Here is a 13,721-nt window from a genome sequence, read left to right as displayed (position 1 = left end):
CGCGCTCCTGCTGTGTCTATTATTTCTGACACCGCCGCGCGAGCGAAAGCTAGTTAAAAGCTGGAACCCAAGCGTGCAGAGCTCATCTTTACGCTGCATTCGTCAGACTATAAAAGAAGCCAGCAGTTGCTTGCAGCAGTTTCTGGGCGCTATCTTGACCAAGCTTTACAGCCACCTCAGAAGCGTGCCGCCTCCTGTGCCCAACTCTGCATACCTGTGCAGAAACTCGACCCTTTGCGGTCGCAACCGCAGCCTGTGAAAACCCAGAGGAAAGTCGAGGTGGGTACCCGAAGCACCTATTTTGGTGGAAAATAGCTTAACTCGTTCAACACAATCCACTCAACTACCCCCTTGAATCTAACGGTGTAGAATTATCTCACAGGAATTATGAAAGCAAGTAATAGCCGTCAATTTTCTTCAGTAGCTGCTCGAACTCTAAAAGTAGTCGGGATTATCTTGATTCTCTCTGCTTTGCTTGACTGCATTGTTCTGTCGCTGCCGGGAGAAACTTCGGACCTTCTCAATCGAGCCTGGCAGTTGGCCGCAGCAACTCAGATAGTTGACAGGGGCATTATTCCTTTGATGGGTATCGCCCTGCTGATGACTGGCTTTTGGGTTGACAGCAGCAGCGGAGTCTCTATTGAGCGACGCAAGGTTTGGCTGGACTTGCGATTCTGGGCGCTGTTGATTTCCAGCTTGTTAGGTATAGTTTACCTATTTCTGGTTCCCGTTCACCTCAACAATACTCGTTTGGAACTCAAAGATGCTCTGGCTCAAGTCGATCGAGAAGCGGGACAAGCGGAAGGTCAACTTGAGGCGCAAATTAAAAGCGATCAGTTTAAAGCTCAGGTAGAACAGCTCAAAAGCCAGCGGCGCACCCAGATAGCCGCCCTGCTGCAAGACGACGGGAAGCTGCAACAAGCCCTCCAGAGCTCAGATGTTCCCCAGGAATTGAAAGCTGTGCTTCGGAATTCCAAAAATGACCCGAAAGCCCTCGACAACTTCCTGGAACAGCAAGCTCAAGAACTGCCCGCTCAAGCTCGCAACGAGATTCGCACCCGCAAGCAACAAAAAGAGAAAGAATTAAGAACTCGATCGAGAAATTCGAGTTTGCAGACCGGAATCAGCAGTTTGTTGTTAGCGATCGGCTACATTACTGTTGGTTGGACGGGATTGAGAAGTATGGGAATTCTGCGGTTCGGCCGCCGCAAAATTTGACCGGCGCTGGCAGGGATCGCGCTGGTCGAGACATCCCTGAGAAATAGTTTGTTTACCCAATAGTTTGCCATTACTGAAAGCTGGGAATGTTCTCAATTTATATTCTGACTTACAACGAAGAGATTGATATCGCCGCTTGCATTGAATCGGCGCTGCTTTGTGACGATATCATTGTAGTTGATTCTTTCAGCACCGATCGCACCCTTGAAATTGTTCAGAACTATGCCGTGCAAACAGTGCAGCACCGCTTTGAAACTCACGGACGCCAGCGGACTTGGATGCTCCAAGAAGTCCCGTGCAAATACGAATGGGTTTACATCCTCGAAGCTGACGAGCGGATGACGCCTGCACTGTTTGCTGAATGCTTAAAGGCGATCGAAAGTCAAGAATATATCGGCTATTACGTAGCTGAAAAAGTAATATTTATGGAGCGCTGGATTCGCCGCAGCACTCAATATCCCCGCTATCAAATGCGCCTGTTTCGCAAAGACAGAGTGTGGTTTACTGACTACGGTCATACTGAACGGGAAGTCTGCAACGGGCCTACTCACTTTTTGAAGGAAACCTACCCTCACTATACTTGCAGCAAAGGTCTTTCCCGCTGGATTGAAAAGCACAACCGCTACTCGACTGACGAGGCGGCTGAAACTCTCCGCCAATTAGAAGCCGGTCAAGTAAATTGGTGGGATTTATTGTTTGGCGCGTCGGAGGTGGAAAGGCGCCGCGCTTTGAAAGATTTTTCTTTGCGCTTGCCTTTGCGGCCTGTGGTGCGCTTTTTCTATATGTATATTTTACTCGGCGGATTTCTTGACGGTCAAGCGGGATTGGCTTGGTGCACGCTGCAAGCTTTTTATGAATATCTAATTTTGCTGAAAGTCTGGGAAATGAAGCATCTACCACTGCCAAAATTAGAGGTAGTGGCAGAACAATCTATTTCGGAAGTAGTAACCGTTGATTCGCCTAAAGTTCCTTATAATCTTGGCGCTTCCGATACTCGAAATTAAAAATTGGTAATGGATAATTGGGAATTGGTATTACATCCGTTAAATCCGAAGCAAGCGAATCCGTTGCCGAACTTCCTTGTTTCGCCACAACAACAAAATAGAAAAAAACCCGGTTTTTTGGATAAACCGGGTTTCTGAATACCCTCAAAGTTTTACGATTAAGAAAGTTTTGATTGTTAATTCAAAACTCTCACCACTCAAAACTCAAAACTATTGAGAGTTAAGCATCGCCGTTTTTGCCCGATCGATCTTTAAAATCAACACACCCAAAGGCGGCAAACACAAGTCGATCGAATAAGGACTGTTGTGGAACCACCACTCATCAGTCCACTTGCCTCCCAAATTCCCCATATTGCTGCCGCCGTACTCCCGGGCGTCGCTGTTAAACAACTCCGTATAGAAACCCGCTTCCGGCACTCCTACCCGATAGTGAGAGTGCGGCTGCGGCGTAAAATTGCACACTGTCACCACAAACTCGTCCCCATCCTTCTCGCGGCGCACAAAGGCCACGACGCTGTGCCGGTTGTCGGTGCAATCAATCCACTCAAACCCATCCTCAGCAAAATCTTGACTGTAAAGTGCCGTTTCGCTGCGGTACAAATTGTTCAAATCCTTAAAAAATAGCTTCAACTTTTGGTGGGGATCGAATTGCAGCAACTGCCACTGCAAATCCCCCCAAACGTTCCACTCGTGCCACTGACCGAACTCCATGCCCATAAAGATCGTTTTCTTTCCGGGATGAGCAAACATAAAAGTAAACAAACACCGCACGTTTGCAAACTTTTGCCATTCGTCCCCTGGCATTTTCCCGATGATGTGAGCCTTGCCGTGGACTACCTCATCGTGGGACAAAGCCAGCATGAAATTCTCGCTGTGGTTGTACCACATACTGAAAGTTATGTTGTTCTGGTGGAACTGGCGGAACCACGGGTCCATGTGGAAATAGTCGAGCATATCGTGCATCCAACCCATGTTCCACTTCAGGTTGAAGCCCAAACCGCCTACATAAGTCGGCCAAGATACCATCGGCCAAGAGGTAGATTCTTCGGCGATCGACAGCGCACCCGGGAAATAGCTAAAAATGACGTGATTCGCCTGCCGCAGAAAATCTGCGGCCTCGATATTTTCCCTACCTCCGTACTGGTTGGTCAACCATTCTCCGGGTTCGCGGCAGTAATCCAAATAAAGCATCGAGGCCACCGCATCTACGCGAATCCCGTCGATGTGGTACTTGTCAAACCAGAACAGAGCGTTTGATACTAGGAAATTCCGCACTTCGTTGCGGCCGTAGTTAAATACTAGGGTTCCCCACTCTTTGTGTTCCCCCTTGCGGGGGTCGGCGTGTTCGTACAAGTGAGTTCCGTCAAAGAAAGCCAAACCGTGGCCGTCTTTGGGGAAATGTCCCGGCACCCAGTCCACCAGTACGCCAATGCCGTTGGCGTGGCACTGGTCAACAAAATACATGAAATCTTCAGGTTTGCCGTAGCGGGAAGTTGGGGCGAAATAACCGGTTACTTGATAGCCCCAAGAACCGTCGAAAGGATGTTCGGCGATGGGCAGCATTTCGATATGAGTGAATCCCAAATCTTTGACGTAGGGTATCAGCCGATCGGCTAATTCCCGGTAAGTCAGAAAGCGCGCCCCGGGATTCAGTTCCGAAACCTGCACGGCGGGTTCTGTTTCCCCATTTGGTAGCACGGCGGGTTCGTCAGTAGCGGCGTGCAGCCAAGAACCGATGTGGCATTCGTAAACCGAAACCGGCTGGGTAAGTTGGTCTGTGTGCCGCCGCTGTTCGATCCAAGCGCTGTCGTGCCAAGTGTAGGTGCTTAAGTCGGTGACAATTGATGCTGTTTTCGGCCGCACTTCTTGCTGGAAACCGTAAGGATCGGACTTTTCGTAGGGATGTCCGTCTTGGTTTTTGACTTCGTATTTGTAGGAAGTTCCCACTTCGAGTCCCGGAATAAATATTTCCCAGATCCCGTTTTGAGATTTCCGCATTTGATGTTTGCGGCCGTCCCAATAGTTGAAATCTCCTAAAACAGAGACATTGCGAGCATTCGGAGCCCAAACGGCAAAATATACTCCTGTGATGCCGCCTACTTCGGTGAGGTGCGCCCCGAGTTTTTCGTAAATCCGGTGGTGGTTGCCTTCTGAGAATAAGTGAAGGTCAAATTCTGTGAGTTTGGGCGATCGAAAGGCGTAGGGGTCGTAGATAAAGCGATCGTGTTCTCCTTCTTTGACCCGCAGTTGATAGTTTGCTAGTTCTGGGGTTTCGATCGTACATTCAAAAAAGTGAGGGTGATGCTCTGATTTCATCGGGTATTCGGCCCTGGCCTCCGGCAGAACTACCGATACCGCATCCGCATTCGGCAGATAAGCTCGGACGGCCCAGACTTTTTTGCCATTTTCTTCGATCGCGTGCGGGCCTAGCACTTCAAATGGATCGTGGTGCTGATTCCAAACAATCCGGTCAATCTGTTCAAAGGGGACGGTCGCGGGCATAAAACTACTTACCTCTATCTTTTGACTAAATGGCTTTCAAGACCTAGAGCGGCGCTGAACTTTACATTTCGATACATTTTTGATCGCTAATCGTACCACTGATTAGCATGATTTTGCCTGCGGCCCAGCTAGGGTTTTACTGCTAACTTCTAAGTATAGAAATATTAAAACAAATTGAAAAATTTATATTCTCTCCCAAATACCCTTGACTTTTTATAAACTATGTGATAAGGAATATTTTTCATACTCTTGTCGATTTGCGACTGCCGGAGGGTCAAGGAGAGTAAGTGTTGGGGAGCAGCTAATCATTTATCTGAAATTTTCAGGCAGGGACGATCGCCCGGTAGACTTTCACATCCCGGAGGCTGGGTTTCCCCACAAAGTGCGTGAATTTGGGGAATGCGATCGAACAGCCAAGGATGCTCAACTCGGTATTGAGGAATCAAAGCTAAAGGACTCAGCAGGGTGGCAGCAGGAATATCTGCCACGCTCAAGGAATCTCTTACCAAATAGAAACAATCCTGCCAGCCACGGTGCAATCAATCTCAAGCAGAACTCAGGCGCAACGGGAGCGAGTTTTGCCGCAGGGTTAATGCCGAACTGGCGGCGCGCCAATTGAATCACTAACTGGCTCAAAACAGACGGGTCGATTTGCTTGCCCGTACCAGCGCGAAACTCGTAGTAAACAAATCGAGTAGCAATGCCGATGCTTTCATCGAGCCAGTCTTCGATCGTCCCAGCCTCAGCTTGCTTTCCTCTCGTCTGCGGGCAACAGTGGCGGGGAAGGAAAGCGAGACTCGATCGAGTGCAAAATTTGCCTCGAATCTGCGATCGCCTCCGGTTGACCCTTGAGTTGAGGCAGCAGCACTGGCACTGTCCTCAAACCTCCCGTTACAGGCTTGAGTTTCCAAACCAGCAGGCCGGGAGTCAAATTTTCCACTTCAAAGGCAATTTCCTTGTAACCGAGCGCTAAGCGGACTTTGCGGCTCTAAGGGGACGTACTGAACTTTAGTAAAAGCATCAGACTACAACTAACACCCAACTTGAGACCTAGACCTCTGAGATGAAAAAATGCGAGGAGCGAACGATTTTTCACTTGGAGGCTAGGCTCTTTGGGCAAACACTCTCGGATCGCCCTAGTTAGGGAGACTTTTTAGGAGAAGGGGCAGGGGTAGTAGTTGCACCAGCCCCTGGAGTGGCTTTTGGAGATGCAGAAGAAGCAGGGGGAGTAGTAGTAGTGCCAGTGCTGCCAGGGCCGCCCGGAGAGGGGCTAGGGCTGGAACCGCCACCGGTATCTCCTCCGCAGGCGCCGAGGGCTACTGCCAAGCCCACTACCAAAGTCAAACGAATTAATCCCTTGTTCATAAAAACTCCTTAACATTGAAAACCCATCGCAAGGAAGGGAATAGTTTACTCGAGAAACAATGCTGGCACGAATAGCTCAACGATTCGCTCGTTGATTACAATACTGCATTTATTAATAAATTTCACATAGATTATCGCTATCCGGCAAAGATTTCTTTTTTTTTTGCAAATCCTGAAGTCAAAGAGACCAGTGGTAGGATGGGTTGGTTGGCTTGTGAGGTATCTTTGGTAAGGATAACCGATCGAACGCAGATGGCCGCCACTGGCGATCGTCGAGACAAAAAATTCTTAACCTCAATCAAGCTGAAGCTACCCCACTTTACGTATTGGTGAACTCTATGACCGCTGCTATCAGATCCCCTGATTCTCCCCGCTCCCGATCGACCCGCAAGCCCGCTGCTGGCGCAGCCAAAAGCAAAGTTACTTCTATTGCCAAAGCTAGGCGGGCGAAGATAGGACCGGTATTGCCCAACTACTCGCCAGCCGACGAACAGGCTCAGGCTCGGCCGTCCGCCTCGGTGCTGAAAGTTCTGCCAACTCGCCAGCAGCAGCCAGTGTGGTTGCGATCGCTCCTGCAGGCACAGCGCCTCTCCTCAGTGGCAGCAGTTATGCTTTTGGGCGGTGCTCTGAGTCTCTACGGCTTGACTGTTTACGGCGAGCAGCGCTGGAGTCAGGATTATCAAAAACTGGAAAGTCTGCGCCTCCAGGAACAGCAGTTGAGTGCTGCTAGCGAAGTCTTGAAACACCAACTTGCTAAAGAAGCCCAAAATCCAGAAACCGGTTTGGCTCCGCAGAGTCCTGGGGACACGATTTTCTTGCAGCCGGCCCCTGAAACCCGATCGCCCCTTGTCGCGGCACCAAACTCTGAGCCTGCTCTCAAGAATCGAGCCGGTGGGGAAACACCGCTGGGCTATTAAGCTTGTGTCAAAGCGGAAAGTGCCCGAGGGCCTGAGTGTCCGAGGGCCCGAGAATTTAAGGATCTAATTTCCTTTTTGGCTTGTTTTCAAGTTGCGCTCGATTTGCTTTTTCCCACCAGAAGTTAAAAATTAAAAATAATTAACACGACTTCAAAAACAAAAATGCAACTCTAGGTTTGCTCCAAACCCTGATAGCGATCGCTCATTCCCAAGTCTTTAATTCTCTGTTCTAAAATCTAAATAAATTCTAAATTCTAAAATGATTTAACTTGCTATTGAATTTTTAATGCCATGAGCTACGACCCTCGTTTTGACCGCTACAGATCGCCCAACTTCAAACGCCCCAAACCTTCGGGCGATCGCACTGGGTGGGAAAAACAAGCCAAATCTAGAGCGAACGGCAGTTTCGGCCGATCGCCACAACAGACGGCTCCACCTTGGGGGCGGCCTGTGGAGCGTTTAAAACCCAGGAAGTTCCGTTTGTGGGCCGTGTGGGCGGTGTTGATGCTGGGGGGGCTGGGGCTGGCTGTGAATTTGTTTTATTTGCAGGTGACGCGAGCTCCGGCGCTGCGCAAACAAGCGGAGCAGCAGCAAACTCTCAAAACGAAGCCGTTTGTGCCGAGACGCCCGATAGTTGACCGCGCGGGGAATGTTTTGGCGATCGACAGACAGGTGTACACGCTCTACGCTCACCCGAAGTTGTTCAACCACTCGAAGGCGGAAATTGCTGCTAAGTTGGCTCCGATGCTGGCGATCGAATTGAGTCCGGGCACTACGTCGGAAACTGAACTGCTGCGCAGGTTTAATCTAGGTGAAAGCGGTATTACAATTGCGGATTCTCTGGCTCAAGAGGTTGCCGATCGCATCGCTCAGATGCAAATTAAAGACAGTCCGGTGGATGGCCTGGAGTTGCTGCGGCAGCAGCAGCGTTTTTACCCGCAGCAGGAGTTGGCGGCGGATATCCTCGGTTATGTGGACGGGGAACGGAAGGGACAAGCCGGGGTGGAATACAGCCAGCAGAATTTGCTGGAACGATCGATGCCGTCGATTCAGTTTAGCAGGTCGAGCAATGGGAATTGGGTTCCCGATCGGCTGACGGCGGGATTTGTGCAGCTTGATGATTTGAAATTGCAACTGACGATCGACAGTCGCTTGCAGCGGGTAGCCCGAGTTGCTCTCAAGGAAAAAATGAAGCAATACGAAGCCAAGCGGGGCACGGTGATTGTGATGGATGCCCGTAACGGGGAATTGCTGTCTGTGGTAGCGGAACCTTCTTATGACCCGAATCAATATTTTAATTTCGATTTGTCGCGCTATAAAAATTGGGCTGTAACTGATGTTTATGAGCCTGGTTCGACTTTTAAAGCAATTAATGTGGCGATCGCTCTCGAAGCGGGTGCTGTGAAACCTAATAGTGTGTTTAAGGACGAAGGTCGGATTTACATGGATGGCTGGACTATCCAAAATTCCGATTACAAATTCGCAGGCGCGCGCGGCCCTTCCACTGTTACTGAGATTTTGAAACATTCTAGTAATGTGGGGATGGTGCACGTAATGAGAAGTATGAAAGCTTCTCTTTACTATCAAGCTTTAGAAAAACTCGGACTCGGACAAACTGCGGGAACTGATTTGCCTTTTGAAGTAACCAGTCAGCTTAAAAATCGAGAGCAATTTATTAACTCTCCGGTGGAAGTGGCTACTACGGCTTTCGGGCAGGGTTTTTCGATTACTCCGATGCAGTTGGTGCAGCTTAACGGAGCTTTGGCTAACGGCGGCAAGTTGGTGACTCCTCACGTGGTGCAGGGACTTTTTGATAGGGAAGGTGAAGCTTATTGGAAGCTTCCGAGGGCTGCTACAAAGCAAATTTTTTCGCCTGAAACTACTAAGCAGGTGTTAGAAATGATGGAAACTGTGGTTGATGGCGGTACGGGGAAAGCTGCACAAATTCCCGGGTATCGGATAGCTGGGAAAACGGGGACGGCTCAAAAAGCTAATTCTGGTGGGGGTTATTCTAAGGACGCGATTATTACTAGCTTTGTGGGGATCATGCCAGCGGAGGCTCCTCGGTATGTGGTGCTGGCGGTGATTGATGAGCCTAAGGAGGGTTCTTCGGGCGGTACGGTGGCGGCGCCGATTGTGGAGTCGGTGATGGAGGCGCTGATTTCTATTGAGAAGATTGCGCCGAGTAATAAGAAGTAGTTGATTATATCGTATGCTGCGTCATGAATTGACATCGCATATAAGCATCGACAACACGGCTATTGAGGACACGGCAATGCCGTTTCCCTACTCCAAAATAATCGATCGGGCGCGATCGCATATAACCATCGACAACAAGGATATTGAGGACACGGCAGTGCCGTTTCCCTACTCCAAAATAATCGATCGGGCGCGAGCGCATATAACCATCAACAACACGGCTATTGAGGACACGGCAGTGCGGTTTCCCTACTCCAAAAGAATCGTAGCTTGCGGGGCGGTACGCGATCGCCCTGTCAGTAACAATATCTTTTGTTTTCATTGGGTTTTGATTGTCTGTGGGAGGTGCGCTTATGTCCTAGGAGAGTGGAGATGATGATGCAGCGTTGGCTGTTTTTTAAGTTGGGATGAGATAGTGTTAGGGTTCCTTTGGCTCTGATACTGGTTAGGGTGCAGTCGTGGTCGCTTCGAGATACGGGGCAACCTCGGTGGTTGAACATGACTCGCCGGATTGTGCCTTTTTCTTTTTGCTCGTTGTTTTCATTTACTTGGAGTACAGTTGTTTCATCTGGATCTATTTGAATTTGCGGTTCTAGGTTTTTCCATTGACTGGCTGGTACTTGGCCTGGGGGAATGTCGGCTGGGTGAACGGCTATTTGTACATTTTCTCCTACTTGTTTGAAGCTGGCTTGCCATGAAATTTTGTCGCGTTTGGCGTTGCTGTGGGCAAGTTCCATTGCCGAATAAGCTCGATCGAGCGATACCTTTAAACGCTGGTTGTTGATGAACATTAGCCAGGAGGGGGCGACGATCGCACTAAATATTCCTATGATTAAAATAATTATCAATAGCTCTATCATTGTAAAACCTGCGGCAGGTGTAGTGGCTCTGCCTTTGAGCGTTTTATTTATGGACACGTAGATGCACTCCCTGATATTTAGCTGGCAAAAAAACAGCTAGGAGGAGCTATTTTTTATTGGCTATATTTTAACTTTTGGGTTTGGTGACTGTGTAGATCGGTATTTACTGAAAATTTATACCAATTTAAATGCGGGTAAGGAAACGGCAGTCAGGAAATCGCGGTAGGGAAACGGCACTGCGGTGTCCTCTATATCATGTCGCTGGTGCAACCGGAAACGATATCACTACAGCAAATTTGTCGATCGCCCGATCGGATAAATTGCCCGATCGGATAAATTGCCCGATCGGATAATTCGCCGATATTGATTCGATCGCATGGTGTGGATGAGAGTCGATCGCCCGATCGGATAAATCGCGGGTATTGATTCGATCGCCCGGTGTGGATGAGAGTCGATCGCCCGATGCTAAATTTGCGCTTTTACCCAAGATCGAAAGGCTTTCATGGCGACGTTTCTGCCGGCTGTTTTGCTTTGCTGCAAATACTGGGGGATGAGCTCGGTGATGGGGAAGTTGGGAAACTGGAGACTGCGATCGGACTGTATGTATTTTCCATTTTGCAATACGCTGATTTGCAGGTTGCGGCCGTTGTAGCGCCACAATTCGGGTACTCCTAAGGCTTCGTAGTTGTTGAACTGAGTGCGGGAGGTGAGGTCGATTTCTATGGCTAAATCGGGAGGTGGGTCTGTTTCTAAGTCGATGCGGTTTTTGCCTCTGACTGCGGCTTCGTTTTGGATGTAGAAACAGGTATCTGGTTCTACTCCTTGAGCCATTTTTTGATTTTTGAATGTCGTGGAACCCAGAGGTAAAAATTCGATGTCTAATTCTTCTAGGAGAATTTTTACTAAGTCGCCAATATTTTCTTTGCCAACTTCGTGTTCGGGTAGGGGAACCAGGATTTCTAATGTTCCTTTGCTGTATGAAAGTCGGGATGCGCGACTTTCTCCCAATTCTGTTAGTAGGGTTTCAAACATCGGCCAGGTTATGTCTTTGAGTAATAGTTGATTTCCTGGCTGGATGATTATTTGTTTTAGTTCTAGCTGCATTTTTTGACAGTTTTAATATGATTTGAAATATAAATAATTTTAATTAATATATTTTAGCAATGCCGAACTTATGCGGAATTGCTGTTAGAAATTAAGATTAAATTTATTTAAAGCTATAAAGGACACCCACCATTTGCTGGATCGTTTCCTTCAGCAGTTCTCATTCCTCCTATGATAGTTTCCACGATCGCACACTGCTTACCACCACCGTTAACAGGAGAAACTGTGGCCACAAATCGACGAATATTTGGAGTTACTGATGTATCTAAGGGAAGTTGATCCTTCACGTTTCCCTGGTAGTCAAAAGTGATTGAGGTTGCGTTAGAAACAAGTGCAATGGTTCCGGGTTTAATTTCACCTCCAGCATTTAACGTCTGCGTGCTACCACCCGTAGCTAGTGGCGGGTTAAACGTAATTGTTGGCGGATCGACAGATGGGGCAGAAAATGTAATTGTGACCTCGCTCTTGCTTCGCTTTGCTTCGCTTTGTGCAAGTCGTAATGATTGGAAAACTCGATCGTTCACGGTGCGAACTCTTTGTCTGTTGATGAATGCCACCCAACTCGGAGCGGCGATCGAGCTTAATATACCTACGATTAACGCTATCACAAGCACTTCTAAAAGCGTGAATCCTCCATCGCCCCTGGATGCAGTTTTCTTGAAATTAGGGTTTGCTTTTGTTGCAAAAATCTGCAAAACTTTTAATAATATTGGCGTTTTCATTTTACTCTCCTGTTTTATCTGCTAGTGACGGGATTAGGCAATCAGTTTCCGACATAAGTTATTTTCCTAACCCACCTAGACCTTGTACTTGCACGATTGCTGTTGGGAAATATGCCGCACTGGTGGTTTTGAACTCAGCATCGTTGGCTTGAAGGCGGCGGAGGCTGTTTCCTCTGATCGTAACTCTGGCTATGTTTTTAGATGTATCAACACAACTGTAAAAGCTGTGGGTTGAGCCGTCTGTTATTAGTAAATCGTTTGCATTGAATGTTGCTGGTGGTGATGGTGGTGTTACGCCAAGAAGAGATTGACACTGAGTTCCGGTTGGTATTGGAACATTAGTGCTACTGTGGTCGATGTAATTAACCAATATTTGAGGATCGGGAAAATTTGCTCCCATAGTCACATTTACTGTGGGCTTACTAAAGTCAAAGTCTTTATTAAAGGCATCACTGCCTTTTTGACTATCACTTAAATCTGTCGCATCGTAATAAGGTTTCGTGGCATCTATTGTGTAGGGATTCCTAATTGGCTCCCTAATTTCATAGCGGGCTATACGGCTAGGACAAGGGCCTCCTGAAGGCTGGCACCAAGTAGAGTTAGGTGTACTATCTTTAATCTGGTAGTAGGCAACTAATGATAGTACATAAGTGTCATTGCAGTCGGCCGGTTTATTTTGGCACTCGCTTGGTTTTTTTGTACTAACAGTGGTATTAATAGGCAGAGAATTTTTCATTAGCTGTCGCTTCCAGAATACTAAAATTGGAGTACCTGTGGTATTTGCAGGAGGAGGAGGAAGTTTAGCAGCAGTGGTAGCAGTGATTCCCGCCTGATCGTAAATATAAATAGCTTGACTCAAATCTTCGGAGATGAAATCAACGGCGGCCTGAAGGTCTTGCTCGGTATTTGACTTGACTTGTTCTCTCCTGTCGGTATTCAGCATATCGACTACAAAACCGAGCATTGGCGTAATGATTAAAAACGCCATAATTGCTCCGACTAATAGCTCGACCAGAGTCATGCCCTTTTCGGTTTGAGCTGGCCCGGAGCGGTTTCGCTGGTTCTGACTTTTGAGAAGCAACCTGAGTAAAGTTTTCATTTTGACTGTTTCCTCTGCCAAATGGGGGGAGCGATTGTAAATTTAATAACGGGGACTTTGATGATTACTGACAGCCTGTGGCGCCATTAATGCGAGTACACAAACTGTTGTAAGCACCTTGTCTATCGCTAGCGCCTATTTCTGTTCTCATTTCTACCAAAGGCGCTTGGAGATTTCCCAGCCCTGAGGTCGTAATTCCTTGCTGTGCGTTTAGATCTTTCTGAGTTTTTAGTGCTCCGACGCCACTAGCAAAAGAACTAGCTCTGTAAACCCGAACAATTAAGCTGTAGCCTGTTTTGGTCGGATCTGTAGTAGCTGGTAAGTTGTTAAAGTAGTAGCCCTGAACTACAAGGTCTTGATTGCTGCCAGCGGTACAGGTTTGATCTCCATCTTTGTCTATGCAGTAAAGAGCGTTGATGTCGGTTGGAGCCGGGGTGTTGTGTAAATCGTTGTTGGTAGTGTACTGAGTGGGAAACCCCTGGTTGATCGCCCCAGACCTGAGCGCCTCAATATAGGTTTTGGCTGCTTGAGTGGCCATTTCTATCCGTTTGGCTTGGACGCGAGTTGCTACCGAGAAAGCCATCACAGGGGCGATCGCAATCATCAGCACCGAAACTACAATCATCGCTACCAATGACTCGATAATCGTGTAGCCGGCTTCTGGAGACTTATGTAAACTTTGTGGCTGTTGGCGTTTGATCATAGTAAGCACTCCGCATTTGGAACTCAGG

Annotated in this window: 16 protein-coding genes; 5 read left to right on the top strand and 11 right to left on the bottom strand. The window is 48.1% G+C overall.

All coding sequences use genetic code 11. The annotated features are described in order from the left end of the window. Positions 1-73: 73 nt before the first annotated feature. The 3 genes from QUA54_RS11780 (at position 74) to QUA54_RS11770 (ending at position 2,222) form a co-directional block, all read left to right on the top strand. Positions 74-259: a hypothetical protein gene (locus QUA54_RS11780; protein ID WP_333186824.1), complete on the top strand. Its 186-nt coding sequence runs from the start codon at positions 74-76 to the stop codon at positions 257-259. 128 nt (positions 260-387) lie between these two features. Further along, entirely contained in the window at positions 388-1,218 is an 831-nt protein-coding gene (hpsJ-B, locus tag QUA54_RS11775; protein WP_172185299.1) for a hormogonium polysaccharide biosynthesis protein HpsJ, read from the top strand. Between the two features lie 86 nt (positions 1,219-1,304). Next, complete coding sequence (locus QUA54_RS11770; protein ID WP_333186829.1) at positions 1,305-2,222, top strand: glycosyltransferase family 2 protein; 918 nt, start codon at positions 1,305-1,307, stop codon at positions 2,220-2,222. Positions 2,223-2,432: 210 nt separating this feature from the next. Here the strand turns inward: QUA54_RS11770 and glgB are convergent, their stop codons facing one another. From glgB to QUA54_RS11750, 4 genes are all read right to left on the bottom strand, one after another. Continuing rightward, positions 2,433-4,724 carry a 1,4-alpha-glucan branching enzyme gene (gene glgB, locus QUA54_RS11765; protein WP_333414783.1) on the bottom strand — a complete coding sequence of 764 codons (2,292 nt, stop codon included), beginning with the start codon at positions 4,722-4,724 and terminating at the stop codon, positions 2,433-2,435. A gap of 305 nt (positions 4,725-5,029) precedes the next feature. Continuing rightward, entirely contained in the window at positions 5,030-5,233 is a 204-nt protein-coding gene (locus QUA54_RS11760) for a hypothetical protein (RefSeq protein WP_333414782.1), read from the bottom strand. 233 nt (positions 5,234-5,466) lie between these two features. Continuing rightward, the gene (locus QUA54_RS11755; RefSeq protein WP_333414781.1) at positions 5,467-5,664 is read right to left on the bottom strand and encodes a hypothetical protein; all 198 of its coding nucleotides are present in this window, start codon (positions 5,662-5,664) and stop codon (positions 5,467-5,469) included. Positions 5,665-5,864: 200 nt separating this feature from the next. Continuing rightward, positions 5,865-6,089, bottom strand: coding sequence for a serine protease (locus tag QUA54_RS11750; protein ID WP_333414780.1), 225 nt, complete (start codon positions 6,087-6,089; stop codon positions 5,865-5,867). A gap of 338 nt (positions 6,090-6,427) precedes the next feature. Here QUA54_RS11750 and QUA54_RS11745 point away from each other — a divergent pair, with 338 nt between their 5' ends. Both QUA54_RS11745 and QUA54_RS11740 read left to right on the top strand, forming a co-directional pair. Continuing rightward, positions 6,428-7,006: a hypothetical protein gene (locus QUA54_RS11745; protein ID WP_333414779.1), complete on the top strand. Its 579-nt coding sequence runs from the start codon at positions 6,428-6,430 to the stop codon at positions 7,004-7,006. A 291-nt stretch (positions 7,007-7,297) separates the two neighbouring features. Continuing rightward, complete coding sequence (locus QUA54_RS11740; RefSeq protein ID WP_333414778.1) at positions 7,298-9,205, top strand: penicillin-binding protein 2; 1,908 nt, start codon at positions 7,298-7,300, stop codon at positions 9,203-9,205. Positions 9,206-9,209: 4 nt separating this feature from the next. On the opposite strand, the gene QUA54_RS11735 is transcribed toward QUA54_RS11740, so the two are convergent. The 7 genes from QUA54_RS11735 to hpsB form a co-directional block, all read right to left on the bottom strand. Continuing rightward, a complete protein-coding gene (locus QUA54_RS11735; protein ID WP_333414777.1) occupies positions 9,210-9,527 on the bottom strand; it encodes a hypothetical protein in 318 nt (105 codons plus the stop codon). Continuing rightward, on the bottom strand, positions 9,502-10,122 hold the full coding sequence (locus tag QUA54_RS11730) for a prepilin-type N-terminal cleavage/methylation domain-containing protein (RefSeq protein WP_333414776.1): 621 nt from the start codon (positions 10,120-10,122) through the stop codon (positions 9,502-9,504). The genes QUA54_RS11735 and QUA54_RS11730 overlap by 26 nt, the downstream gene beginning before the upstream one ends. Before the next feature lie 196 nt (positions 10,123-10,318). After that, the gene (locus QUA54_RS11725; protein WP_333414775.1) at positions 10,319-10,552 is read right to left on the bottom strand and encodes a hypothetical protein; all 234 of its coding nucleotides are present in this window, start codon (positions 10,550-10,552) and stop codon (positions 10,319-10,321) included. Continuing rightward, positions 10,531-11,169 (bottom strand): Uma2 family endonuclease, encoded by a 639-nt coding sequence (locus QUA54_RS11720; RefSeq protein ID WP_333414774.1) that lies wholly within the window; start codon positions 11,167-11,169, stop codon positions 10,531-10,533. Before QUA54_RS11720 ends, QUA54_RS11725 begins: the two co-directional genes overlap by 22 nt. A gap of 113 nt (positions 11,170-11,282) precedes the next feature. After that, positions 11,283-11,891: a GspH/FimT family pseudopilin gene (locus QUA54_RS11715; RefSeq protein WP_333414773.1), complete on the bottom strand. Its 609-nt coding sequence runs from the start codon at positions 11,889-11,891 to the stop codon at positions 11,283-11,285. 58 nt (positions 11,892-11,949) lie between these two features. After that, a complete protein-coding gene (gene hpsC / locus QUA54_RS11710) occupies positions 11,950-12,990 on the bottom strand; it encodes a hormogonium polysaccharide secretion pseudopilin HpsC (RefSeq protein WP_333414772.1) in 1,041 nt (346 codons plus the stop codon). A 64-nt stretch (positions 12,991-13,054) separates the two neighbouring features. Continuing rightward, positions 13,055-13,693, bottom strand: a complete 639-nt coding sequence (gene hpsB / locus QUA54_RS11705; RefSeq protein ID WP_333414771.1) for a hormogonium polysaccharide secretion pseudopilin HpsB — start codon at positions 13,691-13,693, stop codon at positions 13,055-13,057. Positions 13,694-13,721: the final 28 nt, after the last annotated feature.

This window comes from Microcoleus sp. MOSTC5 (assembly GCF_036701825.1).
GTDB lineage: Bacteria > Cyanobacteriota > Cyanobacteriia > Cyanobacteriales > Microcoleaceae > Microcoleus > Microcoleus asticus.
This window is presented reverse-complemented; position numbering and strand designations above follow the sequence as displayed.